We start from the raw sequence: 23056 nt of genomic DNA, 5'->3' as shown, positions 1-23056 counted from the left end.
TTCTATAAAGATTAGACGCGGCGGTCATTTTTTAGTTTTTCTAATAAAACACATCTTAAATAAAACTCATATTATTGTTTTTATTTAATTATTTATTTTAATAATAGTTAAAAAATATCAATTCACTACAATTATGATTTCCAAGAATGACATTTTTTGTTAAAAACACTAGTTCACAAATCCATTTTTTTCACTAAAATGAAACACGACCAGCATTGTTGTAAAAGTGGTCAATTACCCAAACCAAGGATGCGCGGATTGACAATCCGATCAAAGTAATCGAAGACAGGATTCATCGCTATGAACAATGAAAAAGCATTGACCTTCAATAAGACGTCAAAAATGCTTGCCAATACTAGCTATGAAGGCGCATATCTGCATTTAGACTCCTCATTTGATCAGCATCAAGTTAAAGTTGTGGTTTCGCATAATAACCAAAAGTTTGAAATGCACTTGCCTATCGTTCTACAGGACGGTGTTCCCATGGCTAAACTCTCTTTAGATTCTCACCAGAATGCTGAAGTCGAAGATGAAGTTGTACAATTTGCACAAAGCATTGTGAGCTTCCATCAAGATAAAGACGGCTATACCCTGTCTCTTCTAAACAGCCACGCTTAACTTTTCTTGATTACTGACAAAGGCTATCCTTTAACAGATTTCCTTTATGATGATAAATCCAGTAATTTTGTATTGATAAGTGTATGAGTGTTCACATAAAATGTGTTCAAATGATCTATAAAATAAAAATACGATTCACGGGGAATCCGTCACATGACCAAAAAGTACAGTAAGTTCCTACCAGGTTCTGAAGATTTTTCTTTAGAAAGTTTTCCATTTTACTGGGTAACGCAAGTACATGCACAGTATGTACTCAATGTCGATCACGCTTTAAAAAAGTATGGTTTAGATAACTCACGTCGTCGTATTTTACTAGCTCTAGATTCAAAGCCACATGCCAGTGTTTCTGATTTATCTGACATGGTGGTCTCTAAAATGTCGACAACCACCAAAATTGTCTATCGGTTAAAGGATGAAGGATTGGTTGAAACTTATTCTTGTGAAGACGATGCCCGTATTACCCGTGTCCTTCTCACCGAAAAAGGTGTTGAAATGACCAATAAGATTAATGATCTCACCAGTGTTGTGCTTGAGCAATCATTTGAAGGCTTAACACCTTTGCAAATTGAAAAAATGATGGAAAGCTTAAAACACGTGTTTAAAAATTTAGCTCGCTAAACCGTTTAAAAGTCGAAAAAGTTGAGTTGGGGACTCTCTTGTTTGACTTTTATTTTCGGAACATGTGAACATTCAAACTCTTCAACAGGAAAGCCTTGTACAAAGGATTGAATATTCGGTGATTTCCAGCTGAGCCACTCCTCTAAGCGTTCATGTGGAATCACGATCACTGAGCGTTTCACATTCCCCAGCTCATGAAACTCCCGCATCATTGGGTGGTCTATAGCATCCATTGTAAGCATGGTGGCTGAACGCACTACCTCGCCTGCTATACGACAGATTTCATAAAGTGCAGCAACAAATATCACTTGACCATCCTGTCGTCTAACACCCCATCTCTGCGGCTTTTGTTCTATATATTTTGACTCATAAAATTCAAAAACTGGGATCACCCCAAACTGATATTTGGAAGTGGCCTCAATAAAACTGGCCTTTTGCAGAAGTGTCTCACTTCGAGCATTATAGGTTTTGCTTGCAATACTCTTATCTTCTGCCCATTTTGGTATTAAGCCAAAATGTACCTTTCGCCACTCAAAACCTATATTTGATTTGAACAATAAAGGCAGCTCATAACCAGGATAGACTTCTTCGACATAATCAAACGGAATTTCAGGTAGACCAAACTGTTGTATTTGAGCAAGGGTTAGAGGTTTAAAATTAGCGCACATGGATTTTCATCCAACTTGATGGTTAACAATAGTATGACGAGCTTTATATAATGAATTGTATAAGGCTTTTATCTGCGGCGTCTAGTTGAGATACTTATTTAGCCCTACGCTTAAAACCATTCATAGCCTTGAATAAGTCCAATCTATAGATCACTGCTATTACCCAAAATTAAATCAGTCTTATTGATTTACTCTAAGGATACAGTACGACTTATTTCGTCCAATAAAAAAGCCTCCGAAGAGGCTTTTTTAGCTTTACAGATTAGTCACCTGTATAACCTTTTAACTTCAAACGTGCAGCATGCAGAAGTGGCTCTGTATAACCTGATGGCTGCTCACCGCCTTTAAACACTAGGTCATACGCTGCTTTGTATGCATAACCATCGAAGCTTGGCGCCATAGGTGTGTAAAGCGGATCGTTTGCATTTTGCTCATCAACGATTTTCGCCATACGCTGCATCACTTCTTCAACTTGCGCTGCAGATACGATGCCGTGACGCAACCAGTTTGCAACGTGTTGAGATGAAATACGTAAAGTTGCACGGTCTTCCATTAAACCCACGTTGTTGATGTCTGGAACTTTCGAACAACCTACACCCAAGTCAACCCAACGCACAACATAACCCAAGATCCCTTGAAGGTTATTTTCAAGCTCTTTGGTTTTCTCTTCTTCAGTCCAGTTGGTATCTGTCGCTAAAGGTGGTGTTAACAAATCATCTAATGATAAAGGCTCTGTATTCAATAATTCTTTTTGACGCTCAGACACGTTGCATTGGTGATAGTGAATCGCATGAATGACAGCACCAGATGGAGAAGGAACCCATGCACAGCTTGCGCCCGCTTCTGGATGTTCAATCTTGGTTTTGTACATGTCTAAAAGCATATCTGGTTTTGGCCACATGCCTTTACCAATTTGTGCTTTACCACGTAAGCCCGCTTGAAGACCGATCATCACGTTACGATTTTCATATGCTGGGAACCAAATTTGTGATTTCACTTCACCCTTACGAACAAATGGACCTGCTTCCATAAAGGTATGGATTTCATCTCCTGTACGGTCCATGAAACCAGTGTTAATGAAGATGGTACGGTCTTTTGCTTGCGCAATACAGTTTTTCAAGTTTACAGATGTACGACGTTCTTCATCCATAATACCGATTTTTAACGTTTTCTCAGGTAAACCTAATGCTTGCTCTGCACGTTCAAATAATTCAACTGCAAAAGCAACTTCTTCAGGACCATGCATTTTTGGCTTAACGATGTACATAGAACCTTTACGGGAGTTCTTGTTTTCGTTTTCACCTTTAATGTCTGCAAAAGACAAAAGCGGAGTGATTAATGCATCCATGATACCTTCGTAAATTTCAGCACCATCTACAAGAATCGCAGGGTTGGTCATGAGATGACCCACGTTACGAAGAAGCATCAATGAACGGCCATGAAGTTTCGTTTCACCACCGATCAAGTTTTTGTGCGTACGGTCTTTATTCAAAGTACGCGTAACAGTTTTACCATTTTTCTCGATAGACTCTGAAAGCGTACCCTTCATCAAACCTAACCAGTTACGGTAGCCTTCAACTTTCTCTTCTGCATCTACAGCAGCGATCGAATCTTCTAAATCCTGAATAGTCGTTACAGCAGCTTCAAGAACTAAATCTTTTACGCCAGCGGCATCTGTTTTACCAATTGGGCTGTTCGCATCAATTTCAATTACAACGTGTAGGCCGTTGTTTAAAAGTACGATTTCTGTTGGAGCCGATTCTTCGCCATTAAAACCAACAAATTGTGCTTCTTTAGCCAAAGTCGATGTCGAACCGTCTTTTAACGTCACAACTAACTTTTTGCCTTCAACTGCATATTTTGTCGCATCAGCATGCGAACCATTCGCTAATGGGAAGGTTTCATTTAAGAAGTTTTTAGCAAATGCAATAACTTTGTCGCCACGCACAGGGTTATAGCCTTTACCTTTTTCCGCGCCACCGTCTTCTGGGATCACGTCAAAACCGTAAAGTGCGTCGTATAAAGAGCCCCAACGCGCGTTTGCAGCATTTAAGCAGTAACGTGCATTACGCACAGGTACTACCAATTGCGCACCAGCCAATAATGCGATTTCTTCATCTACATTTTCTGTGCTGATTTGGAAATCTTCTACTTCTGGTACTAAGTAGCCAATTTCTGTAAGGAAAGCTTTGTAAGCTCCAAGTTCAAATTTGTTGTTGCGGTGCCATTCATCGATCTTCGCTTGAATATCGTCACGCTTAGCCAATAGTGCTTTGTTCTTTGGGCTAAGATCGACAACGACTTGTTCAAAGTTTTTCCAGTAAGTTTCACTGTCCAAACCTGAACCTGGAAGTGCTTCATTTTCGATGAAATCGTAAAGTTCTTTAGCAATCGCTAACTTGCCTTTTTGAATACGTGCAGTCATTGTCTTTCCTGATATTGCTACTTTTTATACAAGAGATTCTAGTATACCGATTTAAACTTGGCTGAATAGTAATATCACCGTGCGAAATAGTGATCATTTTTTATTTAATAAAGTATACAAACTACCAAATAAAATACTGCTCAAGGCACAAGCATTATCAATTTACAAAATGCTCTTTAGTAGTTTATTAAGTTTTTGAAATGCCGAAATTAGACTTAAGTGCAGTTTTGTATATTTTTTACACTTAAAACCAATATTCTCCCTATTTTCAATCCTGATTAAGCCATGATTATTCAAAAAAGTCGATAAATTAATCGATGAAAATGCACATAAAAAAAGCACCCTTTTGGGTGCTTATATTTTTAAATTTCTTCTTGTTGTTTACTTGCTTCAGCTTGTATTTGTCGATGCGCTTCATTCAAGTAATCATCTGATTGCATTTCCAATAAACGTGAACGCGTGCGTTCAATTTCAAAGGCTAATTTATCACCAGAGTACAAATCAATAATTGTATCTTCTGAGGTTAAAATCAGTTTTACCCCACGGTCATAAAACTCATCAACCAAATAAATAAAACGACGTGTCCCTTCAGAAAGATAATCGGTCAAATGCGGAACATTACTCACCAACACAGTATTATAAATATTTGCAATTTCGATAAAGTCAGCAGGACTACGTGGTTTTAAACACAGCTCTGAATACTCACACCATAAAACATCTTCAGTATGCCCGACCGTTTCTACAATACGATTATTAATAATAATCGGCTCATCTGAAATGCTTTGGGTCTGAGTCAATGCGCTAAAACGCTGTGCGATCCAGCGTTGGTGCTCATGTGTTAAAGGAGATTTAAAGAGTTGCGCTTGCTTTAAAACACGTAAACGATAGTCCACGCCTGCATCTACATTTAAAATCACACACTGCTGTTTCACCATTTCAATGGTTGGAATGAAACGATCGCGGTGAATGCCGTTTTTATATAAACCATCTGGCGCAATGTTTGAGGTTGCCACCAAGGTAATGCCACGTGCAAAAAGCTTTTGGAACAAATCACTAAGAATCATGGCATCCGTCACATTTGAGACGAAGAACTCATCGAAACAAATAACCACTGCTTCTTTATAAATTTGATCCGCAACCGCATCTAAAGGGTTACGCTGACCTGAAAGCTTGTTGAGCTCACGATGTACATGTTGCATAAAATGGTGAAAGTGCATCCGTGTTTTACGACGAAATGGAATTGAGTCATAAAACTGATCCATCAGCCATGTTTTACCACGGCCTACACCGCCCCACATATATACACCACGTGGAGAAGTTTGACGGCGGAAACGACGGAATGCTTTTTTAGATGCCTTAAAACGTTGAATTAATTCATGCCAAACGCGATCCAGTTCATGAACGGCCTGAGCTTGTGCCTCATCAGACATGAACTGCCCAGATGCTAAGGCTTGCGCATAGCGCTCTGCAGGAGATAAAGGACTGAATGCGGTAGGTGAATTAAAATCTGACATATCATTTAATACTGTTTTTAGGCTATATCAATTATAGCGGAGTGGAAAAGTTAATATATAACACTTTGGCATAATTATGCTTAGGCTATTTCCCATATTGTCGTGGACTGTAACCAAACCACCGTTTAAATGCATGATTAAAGGCTGCAGGCTCCGAGTAACCCAATAACTCTGCAATCATTTCAATGGAATATTCCTGATATTCCATCAAATGAAGTGCACGGTCTTTCATTAATTGCTCACGAATTTGTTTATAACTGCTATTTAACTGTTGCAACTGGTGTCTTAAGGTTCGCTCTGGCAAATTCAAAGCTTGCGCGGTTTCAGCCATGGTCGGCAGTAAACCTCGTTGCAACTCCAAATAATCCTGCACCCGCTGAATCAGACTCGGCTGTTCTGCCGTTTCTTCCAAACGCTGCAATTCCGCCTGACATTTGCCTGCATAAACGTTAAATGTCATCAAATCTGCTGAAGGAATTGGTACATTTAAAACCCATTCATCAAACCAAAATTCAGCTTGCTGCGTACCAAAACTCACTTGTTGACCATAAACCTGCTGATAGAGCGCCAGTTTTTTCGCATCTTCAGGTCGTGCAACAGGTAAAGTAATTCGAATCTCAGGCATCTCCAGCCCAATCATCTTATAAATATCTTGTAAAAACTTATAGGTTCCCGCTATTTCAGAATGTGCACGCAACTGACCCACAGGTGTTTGCAAGTCTCTCGGTAGATAACATAGTGCGACTTGATCATTTTGTTTTTTCAAACCCAATAAGCCACTCAAATGCGTCAAACTTTGATAGCGAATACCCTGTTCTAACGCGGTATGTGTCGTTGGACTGGTCATCAATAACATCAGTAAAGGGCCATATCCTGCCAAGACATAATGCTGACCAATGAACAAACCTTGCTCAGGCTCAATATCCTCTGCAATGATTTTCAAAATATCCCACTCTAGAGCAGGATGGATGATCGCATTCGGATCAAGCGACTCCACACGTAAGCCAATGCTTTGTAACTTTTGATCGACTGCGACTCCTGCTTTACGCATTCCTTGAATCAAATACATCAAGCCAAGTACAGAACGTTTCATAATCAATTAAAAGCAAAATATTGGCCTATGTTTTACTACAGCCACCTAGCGTACAACAATTGCCGAATCTATCAATTTTCTTGTCAGGGCTATCATAGACCTTCTGGATAGTTGCTCTACAATAAAGTAAAACAAAAAGGAAAAACAAATGCAGGCAGCAAATTCAACAACCCCTCAGGTAAAAATCGCCATTATTGGTGCAGGCTTTGGTGGCTTAGCGATGGCTATTCGTCTTTTACAAAACAATATTCGTGATTTTGTCATTTTGGAAAAAGCCAGTGTAATAGGTGGCACATGGCGTGAAAACCAATATCCGGGCGCTGCTTGTGATGTACAGTCACATCTCTATTCCTTGTCTTTTTCACCCAAGACCGACTGGTCTAAACGTTATGCTGAAGCACCTGAAATTTATCAATACATCCAAACACTTACCGCTGAACATCAATTGCAGCCTTATATCCGCTTTAATACTGAAGTCAGTGCTGCACATTACTTAGAAAATCTGTGTTTATGGCAACTTACTCTCAATCAAAATGAAACACTAACCGCTCAATTTGTTATTTTCGCATCTGGTCCGCTGCATGTACCACAAATTCCGCGTATTGCGGGTATCGAGAAGTTTAAAGGCAAAGTTTTCCATTCATCACAGTGGCATCATAACTATGACCTCAGCAATAAAAATGTTGCCTCTATTGGCACTGGGGGAAGCGCGATTCAATATATTCCTGAAATTGCAGAAAAAGTGAAGCAACTCTACGTACTACAAAGGACAGCTGCATGGGTTATTCCTCGGGATGAACGTCGTTACTTACCCATTGAAAAAGCACTGTTTAATCGATTTGATTGGTTTCGAAAACTTCATCGAGCTCGTCTGTATTGGACAAATGAATCTCGTGTAGTTCCCATTATGAAACCACAGGTTATGAAATACGCACAAAAACTAGCAGAAGCCTATATTCGCCATCAAGTCAAAGACCCTGTAACCGCAGATAAGTTAATTCCCAACTATATTATGGGTTGTAAACGCATCTTGGTCTCCAACAAATATTATCCAAGCTTTAACCGTAAAAATGTTGAGTTGGTTACCAATGATATTTTGGAATTAACTGAGGACAGTATCATCACCAAAGATGGGAAGAAGCGTGCAATTGACTGCCTCATCTATGGCACAGGTTTTGTGACTGACCCACGTATTTATCTTAAATCCTTTAGCTGTACAGGGCTGAATCATGTTGAGCTTACAGACGCATGGCAAGATGGGGCCGAAAGTTACTATGGAATTAGCACCAAAGGTTTCCCAAACTTATTTCAGCTTTTAGGGCCCAATACAGTCTTAGGTCATAACTCAGTTATTTTTATGATTGAGTCACAAGTAAATTACATTCTACAGCTCATCGAGATGGCAGAAAAAACCCAATCTCAAGCAATCGTTGTGAAAGCAGATATTCAAGACCAATTTAATCACCATTTACAAAGTCAATTTACAGATACCATTTGGCAATCTGGCTGCGTCAGCTGGTATCAACAAGCGGACGGGAAAAATTTCTCTTTATGGCCCAGCTATACATGGAAGTATTGGCTAAAAACACAAAAAGCCAATCCTGCAGACTATCGTTTTTTAAATTCTAAGCAAGATAGTCAAGCAATAAATTAAGATCGCGGTCATAATAAGTTAGTATTTATTCACACTTTATTTGACATGCAATCGTTTTGGTTGATTTTTCAGCTTCTTATTTGTTTAGCACTTGGATTTGTTTTGGCGCGTCGTTTACCCAAATGGCTTGAGCGACTTGCCTTTCAAATCCTGCCCTATTTTACTTATATTCTCTTAATCGCAATTGCGATTGAATTTTCAACGACTTTGCATAGCATTGCCGAACCCTGGCAGATACTCAATCATGCAGCGCTTTTAGCAGTTATGACCAGTATCGGTGCTTTCGTCTGTTGTTACATATTATTTAAACTTTTGGGCTACCAACCGAGTCATGGCAAAGTATCCATGAGCCTTGTGAGCAAATCATTAATCAATATCAGTTATGCATTTATCGCACTGGCGTTAGGTTATGGTTTGGCAGAACTATCTTCAGGTTTCGGCTATACCCTTCATATCAGTACATGGAACTTGTTACTGATTTTCATGTTCCTGATCGGGCTTGATTTAGCCTATTCGCCACTAGATCGCTCATGGTTGAACTGGCAAATACTGCTCGTTCCACTTGGTTGTATTCTGGGTTCAATTATCGGGGCGTTTGTAACGGCCTATTTTGTGCCGAGCATTCAACTAAAAGACTTGATTATGTTATCTCAAGGTTATGGTTTCTACTCCATGACTGGCATTGTGGTCACGGAGTTAAAGAATGCACATTTAGGCAGTATTGCACTGATGAACGATTTATTCAGAGAAATCTTTGCGATTGTGTTTATGTACATCATTGGCTGGCGTTACCCTCGCTCCGCAATTTCATCTGCAGGAGCTACAGCAATGGATGTCACACTACCAATGGTCAAACAAGCCTGTGGGAATGACTTTATTCCACATGCCATGGTGAGCGGCTTCATCCTGTCAGTTTTGGCACCAATTGTCGTCAGCGTATTGGCTGCACTATAAAGCGTAGCGCTCTATTCGATACCGTCTTTTTATTTTGCTATTGCCACTTCGCTCACCAACAATTCTTTTTAAAATTTAATCCATAAAAAAGCCTTTCGAATGAAAGGCTTTTTAGATTTCTAGTCGCTTAAAGCGTCGCTAAAATATCTTTGAGCATCTGACACGGGTTTGCAGACTGTGTAATTGGTCGACCAATCACTAGATGTGTTGCACCGTCTAACATTGCTTGTTTTGGCGTTACGATACGCTTTTGGTCATCCGCACTTGAGCCCTCAGGGCGAATGCCCGGTGTTACCAATGCAAACTCTGAACCCAAAGTCTCACGCAGCATTTTTGCTTCTTGCGCTGAACATACCACACCATCTAAACCACTGTCTTTAGTCAGTTTTGCTAAACGTTTGACTTGTTCAAAAGGTTCAATATCCAGACCAATATCAGCTAAGTCTTCACGTCCCATCGAGGTTAACACCGTTACTGCAATCAGTTGAGTGTTATAGTTACCCGCCTTCAAGCGCTCAACGCAGGTTTCCATCATTTTACGGCCACCTGAAGCATGGACGTTTACCATCCAAACCCCCATATCTGCAGCAGCACATACCGCTTGCGCAGTCGTATTTGGAATATCGTGAAATTTTAGATCTAGAAAGACTTCAAAGCCTTCACCATGTAAAGCTTTAACAATAGATGAGCCTTCATGGGTAAATAATTCTTTACCGACTTTTACACGGCATAATTGAGGGTCTAATTGCCCAGCAATCGTCATTGCGTCATAATGACTTTTTGCATCTAAGGCAACAATAATACTCATGGGGAGACCCTTCAAACTCACAAAATTATGGCATTATACGGATTAAGCCTAAAACGACCAAGACTATTTTTCTAAAAACTATTTAAAATTCAAACTAAGTTCTTTATTCATATACTTTTTATATAGTTATCAATATTTTAAATCACAATAAAAAACGCCTTTGGCTATATAACCAAAGGCGTTTAAATCAAACTTGCTTCAATACTTCTAAGATAGAAATCTTACTTCATATTGTGGCTTAAAGCGGTGTAGATGGACGATCATTAGGATTGATATCTAACACCGTTTTTTCATGTCTTGTATGTGCTGCAGCTTCAGCAGCAGCCAGCTGAGCGGATTGAATCTGCTCTTTACGAAGGTGATCAATGTCTTTACGTAGTCGCTTAATTTCCCAACCTTTCTGGAATACACGAAATACCTGAACACCAATTAACAAACCCAACACAATCCCTAAAGCCATTGTTAATAATAACAATAGACCTAAACGCATTGCTGGAACCTGTATAAACAACAGATCAACGGTTAGCTCAGTTCCGTTTTGTAGTACCAAAGCTAGGCTGTAGCCAAACAGTACAATTAATAATGCGAATAATACGTAACGCATAAGCACCCCAATAAATTTTATTCGCCTGCAGTCTCGTTTACTGCATCACGTAATGCTTTACCTGGTTTGAAGTGTGGAACAGCTTTAGCAGCCACTTCTACCGACTTACCCGTTTTAGGATTACGCCCAACACGAGGCTCACGGTGATGGAGTGCAAAACTACCAAAACCACGAATTTCAATACGATTATCTGAAGACAAAGATGCAATCATTTGATCAATCATAATCTTAACAGCTTCTTCCACTAATGGCTCTGCTAAGTGCGGGTTTTTAAGAGAAATACGCTCTATTAAGTCAGACTTATTAAGTGCTTCAGTAGTCATCTGCGACCTCTTTAATTATCAAGCTACCTTGTAGATAGATTGATAATAACCTGTTTAAATACAAAACGGTAGCGTAATAAGTGAATACTACGCTACCGTTTATTGTATTTGTGTAAAAAGTATTAGTTAACTTACATTAACAATACAATTCAAACATCTACTTAGTTGCCCATTTGAGCTTTGATCAAATCACCAATAGTCTTAGGACCATTGTCTTGACCAGTAGTTGCTGTCTTCAAGTTAGCAACTGCTTCTTTCTCTTCAGCTTCGTCTTTCGCTTTGATAGACAAGTTGATAGAGCGAGATTTACGATCTACGTTGATGATTTTCGCTTCAACTTCTTGACCAACTTCAAGGAACTTAGTTGCATCTTCAACGCGGTCGCGGTTGATTTCAGATGCTTTAAGAGTCGCTTCAACTTCGTCAGCTAACTTAAGTGTTGCGCCACGAGCGTCAACAGCAGTTACAGTACCTTTTACAAGCGCACCGCGTTCGTTAGCAGCTAAGAAATCGTTGAACGGATCGCTGTTCATTTGCTTGATGCCAAGGCTGATACGGTTGCCTTCAGCGTCTACAGACAAGATAACCGCTTCAACTGTGTCACCTTTCTTGTAACGACGGATAGCTTCTTCGCCTTGTTCGTTCCAAGAAATATCAGACAAGTGAACTAGACCATCGATACCGCCTGGTAAACCGATGAAGATACCGAAGTCAGTGATTGACTTGATCGTACCTGAAACTTTTTCACCTTTGTCGTGGTTCTTAGCAAACTCTTCCCATGGGTTAGCACGAGTTTGTTTGATACCAAGAGAAATACGACGACGCTCTTCGTCAACTTCAAGAACCATAACATCAACTTCATCACCAATCTGAACAACTTTAGATGGGTGGATGTTTTTGTTAGTGTGATCCATTTCAGAAACGTGTACTAAACCTTCAACGCCTTCAGCGATTTCTGCGAAACAGCCGTAGTCAGTTAAGTTAGTTACGCGAGCTTTAACGATTGAACCTTTAGGGTAACGGTTCATGATCGCTAACCATGGATCTTCGCCTAATTGCTTAAGACCTAAAGATACGCGGTTACGTTCTTTGTCAAACTTAAGTACTTTAACAGTAACTTCTTGACCAACTTCAACAACTTCTGATGGGTGCTTGATACGTTTCCAAGCCATGTCAGTGATGTGAAGAAGACCATCAATACCGCCAAGGTCAACGAATGCGCCGTAGTCAGTAAGATTTTTGATAGTACCAGTAACTGTTTGACCTTCTTCAAGCTGAGCAAGAAGAGCTTCACGGTCAGCTGAAGATTCAGCTTCCATAACAGCACGACGAGATACAACAACGTTGTTACGTTTAGCATCAAGTTTGATTACTTTAAATTCTAACTCTTTACCTTCTAAGTGAGTAGTATCACGAATAGGACGAGTATCAACTAAAGAACCTGGAAGGAACGCACGAACTGGACCGATGTCAACAGTGAAACCGCCTTTAACTTTACCAGAGATAACACCAGTAACGATTTCGCCGTCTTCAAAGATTTTTTCAAGTTTAGTCCAAGTTTCAGCACGTTTCGCTTTTTCACGTGATAAAACTGTTTGACCCATGCCGTTGTCAAGCGCTTCAACAACAACATCAACAGTGTCGCCAACTTGAACTTCAAGTTCGCGTTGTTCATTTAAGAATTCAGCGCGGTCAACAATACCTTCTGATTTAAGGCCAGTGTCAACTGTTACCCAATCAGAATCGATGTTTACTACAACGCCTTGGATGACAGCACCCTTTTCAACGTTGAGGTTTAATTCGCTTTCTTCAAAGAGGGCTGCAAAAGATTCGGTCATGATATACCTGATAAAGTCAGCGGTCTTGGATCAGACAAGGCCGGTTTAGTTAAGCGTCTACATAGTCCATTTTGAACTGATCAAGCTATGCTTCTGCTGAATATAAAAATTCGTTAGTTTGCTAATTGCTTATCGATATAAGCCGTCATAAGCTGAAATACCTCATCAATGTTCAATTCAGAACTATCAATGATGTAGGCATCAGTTGCTGGTTTGAGTGGAGCAACTTCGCGCTCCATGTCACGTTTATCACGCGCCTCAATATTAGCTAAAATATCGTTTATTTTAGCATCCAGCCCCATACCCTGCAACTGCTTTACTCTACGTTCAGCACGAGATTGGGCTGAAGCGGTTAAATAAATCTTGGCTTGAGCCTCTGGAAAGATGGATGTGGCCATGTCTCGGCCATCTGCAACCAATCCTGGTGCTTGTGCAAAAGCATGCTGGCGATCGACCAGCGCAGCTCTAAGCTCAGGAATTGTTGCAACTTTTGATGCAAACTCACCAACCCGTTCAGTTCGAATGGTTTGACTAACATCTTCACCATTAAGCAAGACTTGTGTGCCGTGTGCAGAGCTTAAAAATTGTATGTCTAAATGTTTAGCGATTTCGACACATTGACTCAGTTCGCTTGACAAAGCATCTAACAAATCCTGTTGATGCAATGACAGGCCCAACAAGCGATATAACGCTCCCGAATCAAGTAAATGAAATTGATAATGGGCTGCTATTTTTGCAGCCAGTGTGCCCTTACCCGAACCACTTGGACCATCAATTGTGATTATTTGAACTGTCATTGCTTACCCAAAGTTTGTTATACAGATTTAGCGAGTTTTGAAAAACCTAGTTTAATCGCAGATTTAAGCTGTGCAAGGATTAATTTACTTACAAAAGGTGCACGTGCCTGTAATTCAATCGTATAGGTCACTAACGTTTTATTCGAGTCAATCGGCTCAAACTCAATAATACCCAAATGATGTTTGATGAGTGGATTTTTAATAATCTTGTATTCAATACGTTCATTCACATTCATTAATGTGATTTGCTCTTGCAAAGGTTTAATTGGACCAAAACCCATACGACGCACAGAACCAAGCCCATCCGGACGTTCTGGATCTGCTGAATCTTTCACTCGCACCACTTGAACTGGTGCAAAAGCGACGTTATAGGTTGAGTGTTTAGAAAGTAGATCAAACACCTGCTCTATGGGTGCATTAAATTCTTTTTTAATCTGAATATTGTTCATGGTGGTTCCAGCGCTTTATTTGACAATAATTATTGTCATTTCATTTTACATGAAATTATTATTTTACGAATTCATTCATCCCTTTTCTTGTAGACGGGATAGTCGCTTTTGTTCGCGGCGCATTTTAAAAAAGTGACTGAGCTGCTGTGAGCATTGCTCATGTAAACAACCCGACTCAACCAAGAACTGATGATTATAATAACCCGTTTCAAATAATTTACGTGCACTTATAAGAGAACCCGCTTTCGGCTCTGTCGCACCAAATACCACTTTTGAAACGCGTGCATGCACCAAAGCACCTACACACATGGTACAAGGCTCAAGCGTCACATACATGACCGCATCATCAGGTAAACGATAATTTTGTGTATTTTGGCAAGCATCGCGAAGTGCTTGAACCTCAGCATGCGCGGTAGGGTCATTTAGCGTAATAGGCGCATTAAAGCCCGAACCAATAATTTTATTTTGACTCACAATGACTGCCCCGACCGGGACTTCACCTTTTGACGCTGCAATAGCAGCCTGCTCTAAAGCAAGCTGCATCCATTCACTATCTATTTTTAAAACATCAGTCATAAAGATTAGATTACATCGTAATGTTTAAGGAGTTCATTCCAGCTTTCAATGCTCGTTGTTGGTGGATTACCAGCGAAAATACCCTTTAAGCTATTACTAGCCCCTTGTTTCCATGCTGGTGACAAGTCTTTATCCACTAAACGCGCACGCACACCCTCAACAAAGTCTGCATGACGAATTTTCCAGTCCGAAATTTGGGTTTCAAGCTCGAACACTTCATTCCAAGAATGAACCTGCTTGCCCCACTGCCATAGCAACCATGTTAATGCAGCAGTTGTTGGTGAGCCTTTTTGTAAGTTCTCACTGGCTTGACGAAGCCAATCGCTACGCGCATCACTTAAACCAACAATAGCATCATAATCATGCTCGAAGTTCACACCACGACACACACTATGAATGACATCCAAAGAATTCTGTAATGGACCTGGGCCTACCGGACGATGCATACTGTTTAATGTATCATCAATGGCTCTAAAATCACCTGCTGGATAATGACTCCAGTCTATATTGATGACTTTCTCAAGCACCGTATTACGCTGCGCATCACAGATATGTGTTGCCCAACCAATACCATATGCGCCCGCAGCCGTCATGATCGAACCCGTTAAGCCCGTGAACAAACCAATTGCCCCACGGTCCGCCAAGAAACGCGTTGCACCCACATCTGGGTACAAACCAATATTAATTTCAGGCATCGCTAAACGTGAATGCGGTGTCACCAAACGGAATGGCGCTGCCATAAACAGACCTAAACCACCGCCCATGACATAACCTTCACCCCACACCAAGACAGGCTTAGCATAGTTGTGTAGTAACAAATCTAAAGCATATTCTTGCTCAAAGAACTGATTGGCTGTTTCAACTTCATCGTTAATCACCAATTGACGAAGTTTACGTACATCACCACCCGCACAGAATGCTTTTGGTGTGGTTGAATCCAACCAAATGGCTTTTACTGCGTCATCGCTATGAAAATCTTGAAACACTTCAAATAAAGCTGAAACAATCGTTTCATCTAAAGCGTGAAGTGATTTTGGTCTATTCAGACGAACAATGCGCCAACCATTTTTTGCTTCTTCTACAATCAAATCTGGATGGTAGTTTTTAGAAACGGGAGAATATGTCATGCGTCCAGCTGCCAATCTATAGGCTCAATGCCATGTTGTTTAAGATAATTATTGGATTTTGAAAAAACTTTACAACCGAAGAATCCACCACGGTTTGCTGCCAAAGGTGACGGATGTGCCGCCTTTAACACCAAATGCTTTTCTTGATCAATCCGTTGTCCTTTCCGCTGCGCATATGCTCCCCAAAGAATAAAAACAATATGCTCACGCTGTTCATTTAAAACATCAATCACATGATCGGTAAAGTCTTCCCAACCTTGTTTTTGATGTGATGTAGGTTGACCAGCTTCAACGGTTAATACACTGTTCAACAGCAAAACGCCTTGCTGCGCCCAACGAGTTAAATCCCCATGTTTAGGAATATCAATTCCTAAATCTTTATTTAACTCATGGAAAATATTACGTAAAGATGGTGGTAAAGCAAGCCCCTTTTGCACAGAGAAACTGAGCCCATGTGCTTGATTAGGCCCATGATATGGGTCTTGTCCGAGTATTACCACTTTTACATTCGCCAAAGGCGTCGTATTAAATGCATTAAAAATCAGCGCATTTGGCGGATAAATCACTTTATTCGCTTTTATTTCTGTAACAAGAAACTGCTTTAACGCATCCATCTTTGTACTAAGCAAAAAGTCACTTAATCCATGTTTCCAACTGGCATCCAGCTGAATTTTATCAAGCTTGGTTTGCTGTTGTTCTGTTAAAGACATACTTGCGCCTTATTCCCTTACTGTATATTCCGTGACAAATTTCACAGTTTGACTTGCAATTCTACATTCGGATTGTGAAATTGGATACCTTCTTTTAATTTGGTATACATTTCAGTGTCCGCCCATTCCGCTTGGATTTGTTCTGAAAACTCGATCTGGCTTAAATCTAAAAGCCCCATCTGTGTATTTTCAATATCTTCAATAAAACTCTGCGCATAGCCCGTATCAGTCTCATGCACAATCACCGAGTACACTTCCACATCGCCTTCACCGTTTTGAGTCACGGTAGACGCAAGTACTTGCTGTGCAAGATAAAAGAAAATACGTGAAAATTGTTCAGCCGATGGCGAAACAGGTAGCGACACCCAACGTGCACTAAATGTTTTACATGCTTGAATATATTCTGGATCATCGTTTTGCCAAAAACAAATCGCATGATCAAAAGAGTCATAAAGGTCTTTAATCACCCCTTTCAGCAAGCCAAAGTCATAAACCATTTGACCATGATCTAATTTCGATGCTTTGAGGAGTAATTCAACTTTATAACTATGACCATGAATGGAGCGTTTACAACGATCCGATGTACAGTTGCGTACAATATGGGCATTTTCAAACTTAAATAACTTACGAATTAACATATGCCGTAATGCAATCAAACTTTCTGAGAATTGACTTTAATTATAAAGCAAAAGTTAACCTATGCTCATTTATTTTATTGTTCAATCCAATTGGTAAATCATATCAGTCTTATATTTACCCCTTAAAACGGTGACATGCTCCGATAAGCCACATATACCGCTTGATCTTTTCGCACCAAATCACTACTAAACTGACGCTTACGCTCATTCAGCAACACTTCAATTCTGGCTTTAAAATAGTTCGATTGAACTCCGAGAAAATCATTAACAGCAGCCCGCTGAGCCTCGTCTACTTGTTTAAATGGATCAACCTCCCACAGTTCATTAACATTGGAAAAATGCTCCAAATTGGCCTGTCTTTGCCTTTGTAAATTTTGAATAGCAGATACATCCAACTTAGGATCAATGCTGGCCAACACCAGCGCAGGTGCAGTATTTATATTTACCCTTAATTCGTTATTCGGTAAAGCACTCACATAAGGTGCAATCAGTTGATAGTTACGCCCCTCAAACCCACGCACCAACTTCAACTGTTCAACATTATAAAAAGCACGATTTGATGTCAGATAACCCTGAGCTAAACTTTGATAATAAGCAGATTCAGCACCCATCGGCCCACTGACTTCATCATCTTCATCTTGCCAATCAATCACTGCTTCTGAAAGTTGCGCAGGCAACCCCACACGTACCAACAGCTTTTCAAACCAAAGTTTTGCAGCCTCATTCGGCTTTTTATCCGATTTAACTAAAGCATTTAAATTAAATTTTCCTGACTCATCTTCTAAACGCCCAGAAACAAAACCATCTTCCACTGGAAAAGCAGGCATGGGCTTCGCCCACGTTTCTTGTAGATGATCGACCTCTGCTGCATTTTGAGCATCATCCACCAACAACTCAGAAAAAAAAGCTTCTGCACTTTTTGCGTATAACAGAGCTTGGTTTTGTCGCATTAAATAAGCCGTACTCTCTGCGGTATTGCGCTGATGTTTCGCAATCGTAGCAGCAAGGATAGTTGCTAAAGCCACCATCACCAAAATGGTGATCAATGCAATGCCATGCTGAGAGCGCTTCAAAACATCCACCTATTTACAACGAATACATTTAAGGAAAAATGGTTTTGCATAGAGTCCGTGAGTTCCATATCCTGCAACTTAATTTTTTTGTTTTAAAAAGTCTGTATTTAATAAACTAAATACCCATACATAACTCACTTCATTGACAGTGAGGTTTATTTTTAAACCGCGCGGTAGTATTTTTGCCTGAGTCACATCATTTTCACTCAATGCCACCTCAGGCCATTGTGCCATTTCATTGGGGTTGAGTAACATAATTTGAAATTGATCAACTGAATCAAGTAAAACACTGGTTTCAGGTTGATCATTACCTGTTTGATTTAAATTTTTATATTTATAACGGTACAGTTTTTTTTCATCTGCTTTATAAATATATTCAACTCGCTCTTCAGGCGGTATGCCTTGCATTAAAGGATCAGTCACGCCAGCTTTACTAAAGGTTAACTGACCATTTTGCAACATGACTGCGGGTTGAACCTGCCCCGCAACATTGGCAGTAATTGGTACAATTTGCACCGTGTCACGTAACACTTGTTGATATGCTTCTTGTAGTTGACCTAAGCGCTGTTCATGTTGGGTATTACGCTCTTTAATCTTGATCAGATAATCAAAAACCTTCCAACCCAAAGCTGAAAGCACAGCAAAAATCGCGATTGCCACCAATAACTCAACCAAAGTAAAGCCTGAGCGTTTTGTCATGGTTGGCTTCCATCACGATGGTTAAAAAAAACTAAACTCGTAACACCCGAATCTACTTTTCCAGTTTCAGTATTCACCAAGCTCACCTGTACATTGACGCGTTGCACATTAGTACTAATCGTTGCTTGCGCTGATTTATCAATTTGCCAAGTTTCACCTTGTTGGGTGATTTGTTTAGAGGCCGTGCCTTGTAGCCAATCACGATTGATTTCCATCATCGAAATTTCATTCAAGGCAACAAATTGTGCCTTGGTACGCAAGATGGCATGGGCTGTAGACTGAGTATATTGCATACCCACTTTGGTTAAAGCGACCGCTGCCGTAGCAAAAATAGCCAGCGCCACCATCACTTCCAGTAACGTAAATCCTGAGACACGGTTAACTCGAGCAAGGCCAAAAGCTATGCTTGAGGTACGAGAATTAATGAAATAGCATTTCATTCGAGCGCAAGCCGGCAGACTATTCTTTAAATCTTTAGCTCGCATTTATTTTACCCAAATGATCAATTTCAATTTCTGCACCCACGGGCTCATTGGCATAATAAAATTGAATACGAACAGGTTTGGCTTCGCCATTCCCCAACCAAATCAGTTTAGGTGCATTCTCTTGGGTTAAATCATCGTTTTGGGCTTGGGAAACATCATAGTCTAAGGATTGCACAGCAAAAGAAACATTTTTAGCTAACATTTGCTGCGGGAACTCATTATATTTTTGCCATTTTTGATGATTCAACATTACATTATTTTGTTGTTCTGCTTGCATGATGAGTTGTGGGTTTTTATATTCAACGACAGCATAAGAAAAATCAGCCACATCAGTCGCAGGATAGATTTCTAATGCCAAAACACGTGCTTGATCATTTGCCTCACGTGCAATTTTCTGTACATCCATGATAAAAAAATCACGGGCTTGCGCAGCTTTACGTTGGTCAACTCCATTGATATTTAACATCACCAATGATGCCAGAATGGCCATAATAACAATAACCACCATCAATTCAACCAGTGTAAATCCTTGAATCCTTGAAGGTGGTTTCTGTTTCATACATCCTATCCGCTAAGCAAGATATCCCGCTGCGCCCGTTTGTTTAGGCATCGCCAGAGCTTGGTCGATGTAGGCCACGCGCAAAGTATCGCGCGACCCCAAATATCGTTGATAAAAACTAGAGTTCAAAATCGCTGCGGCACCATGCGTCAAAGACCAAATCGATGCCAAATAATCACGAACTGTCATTTGACTTTCTATCGACTCCAAATACCGCTCGGTCATACGAATAATTAAACGTAGACGTTGCTTTCGAATTTGATAAAGTTCAGTAAATAAATGATAGATCCCAACACCCGTGGTCGATAATCGCTCTTCTATTTGATGAAACAACACGGTGCGTTCAGGATGATGCAAATGATGTAACATAAAAAATGCTAGATGTTCAGGGAATTGTTTATCTGTATCTTTAATCATTTCAAGCAACATTTGCTCATTACGAATAATGAGCAACATGTAGAGTTCATCTTTACTTTGAAAATGTTTATAAAGCGTACCTTTTGCTAGATCTAATTCTGCAGCCAATGCATCAAGGGTCATCCCTGCTTCGCCATTCTCTAAAAGCAACTGTTCAGCCACTTGGAAAATTAACGCTTCTCTTGCTCGAAACTGAGCCTGACGATCCATTTTCACCCTAGTACTCTCTTATACGCTTTTATCGTTTCAATTTATTTACTTCATGTTGAGAAGGTTTTCAAAGTTCTGTGTTGTGATGAAAGCCATCTCTTCCAAGGACTTATCATATACATCTGCCAAGGCTTTGGCTACATAAGGAACGTACTTTGGCTCATTAGACTTTCCTCTATATGGCATCGGTGCCAAATAAGGACTATCTGTCTCAATTAATAGGCGATCTAAAGGAACTTGCTTCGCCACATCACGCAGGTCTTGCGCATTTTTAAAAGATACAATCCCTGAAAATGACACATAGTAACCGCAGTCTAAAACAGCTTTGGCCGTTTCCCAGTCTTCGGTAAAACAATGCAAAATCCCATGGGTCGATTTTTCGGCGCGAATAATATCGACAGTATCGTGCTTGGCAGAACGGGTATGCACAACAACTGGTTTTTTTACAGCTCGTGAAGCATGAATATGTCGTGCAAAACAGTCTTTTTGCTCAGCGATGAAATCTGTACTATGAAAATAATCGAGCCCAGTCTCACCAATTGCCCAAACTTTTTCAGGCTGCGCCAACTCAATTAAATAGTCTGTGGTCGCACGAGCCATGGTTTCAGGATCTTCACAAGGATGTACCCCGACGCTATAGCCCACATCGTCATGCCGTGACGCAATTTTTGCTAGCTCAATATAATCATCAAGATCAACCGAGATACTCATAAAGCGATGAACGCCCGCTGCACGTGCTTGCGCTAATGCTAAATCCAAATCCCCATCATAAGGGGTTAAATCTAGCATGGTTAAATGGCAATGTGTATCTACAAACACAGGCGTTTCCTACTTGATATACTTAATTACATAGTGTAACTAGTTCGCCCTTCAGACTTAAGACCTGCTAGCAACTTTTCCGCTTCTGATTTGTAATAAACCCCCTTCTCCCCAGAAAGTTGAATACCAAATCCTTGGAGTTTGATTCCATTTTGCTTTTGCGAAATCCAAATCACTTTACCGGTGAGAGGAATTTTCTGTGCTTGCTCTGGCAATGTTGCCAAAACAAAGACCTCCTCTCCCATTTTTACGGATTGTTTGGATGGAATAAATAAACCTCCACCAACCACAAAAGGCATATAGCTTGCATATAATGTTGCTTTATCTGGAATATTGGCTTGAATGATTCCGCCCATACGTGGTTGCATAAAATTCCCCCTGTTTTAAACATCCATCAACCGAATACACAATTGGTCGAGCACTAAATTAGTTTGTACGTTTTGTTCAATATATTGTTTTGACTGTTGCAACTCGGTATAAATTGAAAACAAAGTTTCAAGTGAATACCGTTCTGCCAGCACCCTGAAATCCAAATCAGTGTTTTTTAATTGCTGATTTAGCTTGACACAAATCAAATCTGACAACAAGTACTCAAACATTTGACTAAAATCACTAAATGTCAGCGCTTTATTCCACTTGGTCGCAATTGCCATCGGCATATTTTTATCCATCACCAACTTTTGCCAATCTTTTAAAAATTCAGCACGTTGAGGAATCCATTCACTCTCGAACAATGTAATTGCCTGCAGCGGCATATGATTGGACAAATTCATCAACAAATGTTGCTGTGCCAAATCGCTATGGGACAAATACTGATTTAAAAATTGCTCTGCTTGCTGTTCATTTATGCGATCCAAAGCAAAATGTTGCAAACGACTGCGAATGGTTGCAGGCAGTTTTAAATAATGATCTGCCAATAAAATGATAACAACACGATCACCGGGTTCTTCAAGCGTTTTCAATAAAGCATTGGCTGAAGCTGTATTTAAAGCTTCGGCTGGTTCAATAATGATGACGCGCCAACCATCTACCGTTTGCTGTACAAAAGGCAGCAGATCACGAATTTTCTCAATTTTGATCTTGGCATTTTGTTTCTTATTGTCTTCATCGGTAGTGATGTGCACATAATTGGGGTGTGTACCCGCCTTTAACCACTGACAACTTCCACACTCCCCACAGGCCAAATGATTTGGCTGCCGCTTCGCACATAAGACCCAAGCAAGAAACTGCTCAGCAAAAATCTCTTTACCACAACCTTTTTTGCCATAAAACAATAAGCCATGACCAATATTGGGAAAGCGTGTGGTTAAAGTTTCCCAAACATTTTGATGCCACGGATACATCTGCTCAGGCAGCGTTTGTTTCATGTAGACGACCTAA

Annotated in this window: 26 protein-coding genes; 4 read left to right on the top strand and 22 right to left on the bottom strand. The window is 40.2% G+C overall.

Features of this window, described 5'->3' with window-relative positions; all coding sequences use genetic code 11:
• The first annotated feature begins 300 nt into the window (after positions 1–300).
• The gene (locus tag MF4640_RS03460; protein ID WP_058869726.1) at positions 301–618 is read left to right on the top strand and encodes a hypothetical protein; all 318 of its coding nucleotides are present in this window, start codon (positions 301–303) and stop codon (positions 616–618) included.
• 153 nt (positions 619–771) lie between these two features.
• Positions 772–1236 (top strand): MarR family winged helix-turn-helix transcriptional regulator, encoded by a 465-nt coding sequence (locus MF4640_RS03455; RefSeq protein ID WP_004696885.1) that lies wholly within the window; start codon positions 772–774, stop codon positions 1234–1236.
• Between the two features lie 5 nt (positions 1237–1241).
• On the opposite strand, the gene MF4640_RS03450 is transcribed toward MF4640_RS03455, so the two are convergent.
• The 4 genes from MF4640_RS03450 to MF4640_RS03435 form a co-directional block, all read right to left on the bottom strand.
• Positions 1242–1904 (bottom strand): SOS response-associated peptidase family protein, encoded by a 663-nt coding sequence (locus MF4640_RS03450; protein WP_078388695.1) that lies wholly within the window; start codon positions 1902–1904, stop codon positions 1242–1244.
• A 262-nt stretch (positions 1905–2166) separates the two neighbouring features.
• Positions 2167–4329: a malate synthase G gene (locus MF4640_RS03445; protein WP_078388694.1), complete on the bottom strand. Its 2163-nt coding sequence runs from the start codon at positions 4327–4329 to the stop codon at positions 2167–2169.
• Between the two features lie 362 nt (positions 4330–4691).
• Positions 4692–5843, bottom strand: coding sequence for a cell division protein ZapE (zapE, locus tag MF4640_RS03440; protein ID WP_004984806.1), 1152 nt, complete (start codon positions 5841–5843; stop codon positions 4692–4694).
• Positions 5844–5928: 85 nt separating this feature from the next.
• Positions 5929–6936 (bottom strand): AraC family transcriptional regulator, encoded by a 1008-nt coding sequence (locus MF4640_RS03435; RefSeq protein ID WP_004984809.1) that lies wholly within the window; start codon positions 6934–6936, stop codon positions 5929–5931.
• 148 nt (positions 6937–7084) lie between these two features.
• Here MF4640_RS03435 and MF4640_RS03430 point away from each other — a divergent pair, with 148 nt between their 5' ends.
• On the top strand, positions 7085–8590 hold the full coding sequence (locus MF4640_RS03430) for a flavin-containing monooxygenase (RefSeq protein WP_078388693.1): 1506 nt from the start codon (positions 7085–7087) through the stop codon (positions 8588–8590).
• A 45-nt stretch (positions 8591–8635) separates the two neighbouring features.
• Positions 8636–9544 (top strand): lysine exporter LysO family protein, encoded by a 909-nt coding sequence (locus MF4640_RS03425; protein WP_078388692.1) that lies wholly within the window; start codon positions 8636–8638, stop codon positions 9542–9544.
• Between the two features lie 127 nt (positions 9545–9671).
• Here the strand turns inward: MF4640_RS03425 and pyrF are convergent, their stop codons facing one another.
• The 18 genes from pyrF to MF4640_RS03335 all read right to left on the bottom strand — a co-directional run bounded on the left by pyrF (position 9672) and on the right by MF4640_RS03335 (position 23043).
• A complete protein-coding gene (gene pyrF, locus MF4640_RS03420) occupies positions 9672–10352 on the bottom strand; it encodes an orotidine-5'-phosphate decarboxylase (protein WP_004696869.1) in 681 nt (226 codons plus the stop codon).
• A 238-nt stretch (positions 10353–10590) separates the two neighbouring features.
• A complete protein-coding gene (locus MF4640_RS03415) occupies positions 10591–10956 on the bottom strand; it encodes a lipopolysaccharide assembly protein LapA domain-containing protein (protein ID WP_078388691.1) in 366 nt (121 codons plus the stop codon).
• A 17-nt stretch (positions 10957–10973) separates the two neighbouring features.
• A complete protein-coding gene (locus tag MF4640_RS03410; RefSeq protein WP_004696865.1) occupies positions 10974–11279 on the bottom strand; it encodes an integration host factor subunit beta in 306 nt (101 codons plus the stop codon).
• A 161-nt stretch (positions 11280–11440) separates the two neighbouring features.
• Positions 11441–13117, bottom strand: a complete 1677-nt coding sequence (gene rpsA / locus MF4640_RS03405; RefSeq protein WP_004696863.1) for a 30S ribosomal protein S1 — start codon at positions 13115–13117, stop codon at positions 11441–11443.
• A gap of 113 nt (positions 13118–13230) precedes the next feature.
• Entirely contained in the window at positions 13231–13914 is a 684-nt protein-coding gene (cmk, locus tag MF4640_RS03400; RefSeq protein WP_078388690.1) for a (d)CMP kinase, read from the bottom strand.
• Positions 13915–13931: 17 nt separating this feature from the next.
• Positions 13932–14363 (bottom strand): SRPBCC family protein, encoded by a 432-nt coding sequence (locus MF4640_RS03395; protein WP_078388689.1) that lies wholly within the window; start codon positions 14361–14363, stop codon positions 13932–13934.
• A 75-nt stretch (positions 14364–14438) separates the two neighbouring features.
• Positions 14439–14939: a tRNA adenosine(34) deaminase TadA gene (gene tadA / locus MF4640_RS03390; RefSeq protein ID WP_005401161.1), complete on the bottom strand. Its 501-nt coding sequence runs from the start codon at positions 14937–14939 to the stop codon at positions 14439–14441.
• Positions 14940–14944: 5 nt separating this feature from the next.
• On the bottom strand, positions 14945–16066 hold the full coding sequence (locus tag MF4640_RS03385) for an enoyl-CoA hydratase/isomerase family protein (protein ID WP_058951874.1): 1122 nt from the start codon (positions 16064–16066) through the stop codon (positions 14945–14947).
• A complete protein-coding gene (ung, locus tag MF4640_RS03380) occupies positions 16063–16776 on the bottom strand; it encodes a uracil-DNA glycosylase (RefSeq protein ID WP_004696856.1) in 714 nt (237 codons plus the stop codon). The genes MF4640_RS03385 and ung overlap by 4 nt, the downstream gene beginning before the upstream one ends.
• Positions 16777–16817: 41 nt before the next feature.
• Complete coding sequence (locus MF4640_RS03375) at positions 16818–17414, bottom strand: 6-pyruvoyl trahydropterin synthase family protein (RefSeq protein WP_004696854.1); 597 nt, start codon at positions 17412–17414, stop codon at positions 16818–16820.
• Between the two features lie 122 nt (positions 17415–17536).
• Complete coding sequence (gene gspK / locus MF4640_RS03370) at positions 17537–18487, bottom strand: type II secretion system minor pseudopilin GspK (RefSeq protein ID WP_078388688.1); 951 nt, start codon at positions 18485–18487, stop codon at positions 17537–17539.
• Positions 18488–18565: 78 nt separating this feature from the next.
• The gene (gene gspJ, locus MF4640_RS03365; protein WP_078388687.1) at positions 18566–19186 is read right to left on the bottom strand and encodes a type II secretion system minor pseudopilin GspJ; all 621 of its coding nucleotides are present in this window, start codon (positions 19184–19186) and stop codon (positions 18566–18568) included.
• Positions 19183–19626 (bottom strand): type II secretion system minor pseudopilin GspI, encoded by a 444-nt coding sequence (gene gspI, locus MF4640_RS03360; protein WP_373863453.1) that lies wholly within the window; start codon positions 19624–19626, stop codon positions 19183–19185. Before gspI ends, gspJ begins: the two co-directional genes overlap by 4 nt.
• A gap of 34 nt (positions 19627–19660) precedes the next feature.
• A complete protein-coding gene (locus MF4640_RS03355; RefSeq protein ID WP_078388685.1) occupies positions 19661–20230 on the bottom strand; it encodes a type II secretion system protein in 570 nt (189 codons plus the stop codon).
• A gap of 12 nt (positions 20231–20242) precedes the next feature.
• The gene (locus MF4640_RS03350) at positions 20243–20857 is read right to left on the bottom strand and encodes a TetR/AcrR family transcriptional regulator (protein ID WP_004696845.1); all 615 of its coding nucleotides are present in this window, start codon (positions 20855–20857) and stop codon (positions 20243–20245) included.
• Positions 20858–20902: 45 nt separating this feature from the next.
• On the bottom strand, positions 20903–21676 hold the full coding sequence (locus MF4640_RS03345) for a TatD family hydrolase (RefSeq protein ID WP_078388684.1): 774 nt from the start codon (positions 21674–21676) through the stop codon (positions 20903–20905).
• Between the two features lie 26 nt (positions 21677–21702).
• Complete coding sequence (locus tag MF4640_RS03340) at positions 21703–22044, bottom strand: PilZ domain-containing protein (RefSeq protein ID WP_078388683.1); 342 nt, start codon at positions 22042–22044, stop codon at positions 21703–21705.
• Between the two features lie 15 nt (positions 22045–22059).
• Positions 22060–23043, bottom strand: coding sequence for a DNA polymerase III subunit delta' (locus tag MF4640_RS03335; protein ID WP_078388682.1), 984 nt, complete (start codon positions 23041–23043; stop codon positions 22060–22062).
• Between the last annotated feature and the right edge of the window lie 13 nt (positions 23044–23056).

Source organism: Acinetobacter sp. MF4640 (genome assembly GCF_002018895.1).
In the GTDB taxonomy this organism is placed as follows: Bacteria; Pseudomonadota; Gammaproteobacteria; order Pseudomonadales; family Moraxellaceae; genus Acinetobacter; species Acinetobacter johnsonii.
Note: the sequence above shows the minus strand (reverse complement) of the source record. Positions and strands in the feature narration are given on the sequence as shown.

Excerpts from the sequence above, each read along its gene's own strand:
- gspI (WP_373863453.1), bottom strand. The coding sequence starts at position 19,626 with ATGAAATGCTATTTCATTAATTCTCGTACCTCAAGCATAGCTTTTGGC.
- ung (WP_004696856.1), bottom strand. The coding sequence starts at position 16,776 with ATGTCTTTAACAGAACAACAGCAAACCAAGCTTGATAAAATTCAGCTG.
- MF4640_RS03350 (WP_004696845.1), bottom strand. The coding sequence starts at position 20,857 with ATGGATCGTCAGGCTCAGTTTCGAGCAAGAGAAGCGTTAATTTTCCAA.
- MF4640_RS03375 (WP_004696854.1), bottom strand. The coding sequence starts at position 17,414 with ATGTTAATTCGTAAGTTATTTAAGTTTGAAAATGCCCATATTGTACGC.
- MF4640_RS03430 (WP_078388693.1), top strand. The coding sequence starts at position 7,085 with ATGCAGGCAGCAAATTCAACAACCCCTCAGGTAAAAATCGCCATTATT.
- MF4640_RS03385 (WP_058951874.1), bottom strand. The coding sequence starts at position 16,066 with ATGACATATTCTCCCGTTTCTAAAAACTACCATCCAGATTTGATTGTA.
- MF4640_RS03450 (WP_078388695.1), bottom strand. The coding sequence starts at position 1,904 with ATGTGCGCTAATTTTAAACCTCTAACCCTTGCTCAAATACAACAGTTT.
- MF4640_RS03460 (WP_058869726.1), top strand. The coding sequence starts at position 301 with ATGAACAATGAAAAAGCATTGACCTTCAATAAGACGTCAAAAATGCTT.
- MF4640_RS03355 (WP_078388685.1), bottom strand. The coding sequence starts at position 20,230 with ATGAAACAGAAACCACCTTCAAGGATTCAAGGATTTACACTGGTTGAA.
- cmk (WP_078388690.1), bottom strand. The coding sequence starts at position 13,914 with ATGACAGTTCAAATAATCACAATTGATGGTCCAAGTGGTTCGGGTAAG.
- MF4640_RS03455 (WP_004696885.1), top strand. The coding sequence starts at position 772 with ATGACCAAAAAGTACAGTAAGTTCCTACCAGGTTCTGAAGATTTTTCT.
- rpsA (WP_004696863.1), bottom strand. The coding sequence starts at position 13,117 with ATGACCGAATCTTTTGCAGCCCTCTTTGAAGAAAGCGAATTAAACCTC.
- zapE (WP_004984806.1), bottom strand. The coding sequence starts at position 5,843 with ATGTCAGATTTTAATTCACCTACCGCATTCAGTCCTTTATCTCCTGCA.
- MF4640_RS03395 (WP_078388689.1), bottom strand. The coding sequence starts at position 14,363 with ATGAACAATATTCAGATTAAAAAAGAATTTAATGCACCCATAGAGCAG.
- MF4640_RS03425 (WP_078388692.1), top strand. The coding sequence starts at position 8,636 with ATGCAATCGTTTTGGTTGATTTTTCAGCTTCTTATTTGTTTAGCACTT.
- MF4640_RS03335 (WP_078388682.1), bottom strand. The coding sequence starts at position 23,043 with ATGAAACAAACGCTGCCTGAGCAGATGTATCCGTGGCATCAAAATGTT.
- MF4640_RS03415 (WP_078388691.1), bottom strand. The coding sequence starts at position 10,956 with ATGCGTTACGTATTATTCGCATTATTAATTGTACTGTTTGGCTACAGC.
- MF4640_RS03410 (WP_004696865.1), bottom strand. The coding sequence starts at position 11,279 with ATGACTACTGAAGCACTTAATAAGTCTGACTTAATAGAGCGTATTTCT.
- MF4640_RS03445 (WP_078388694.1), bottom strand. The coding sequence starts at position 4,329 with ATGACTGCACGTATTCAAAAAGGCAAGTTAGCGATTGCTAAAGAACTT.
- MF4640_RS03340 (WP_078388683.1), bottom strand. The coding sequence starts at position 22,044 with ATGCAACCACGTATGGGCGGAATCATTCAAGCCAATATTCCAGATAAA.
- gspJ (WP_078388687.1), bottom strand. The coding sequence starts at position 19,186 with ATGACAAAACGCTCAGGCTTTACTTTGGTTGAGTTATTGGTGGCAATC.
- tadA (WP_005401161.1), bottom strand. The coding sequence starts at position 14,939 with ATGACTGATGTTTTAAAAATAGATAGTGAATGGATGCAGCTTGCTTTA.
- MF4640_RS03435 (WP_004984809.1), bottom strand. The coding sequence starts at position 6,936 with ATGAAACGTTCTGTACTTGGCTTGATGTATTTGATTCAAGGAATGCGT.
- pyrF (WP_004696869.1), bottom strand. The coding sequence starts at position 10,352 with ATGAGTATTATTGTTGCCTTAGATGCAAAAAGTCATTATGACGCAATG.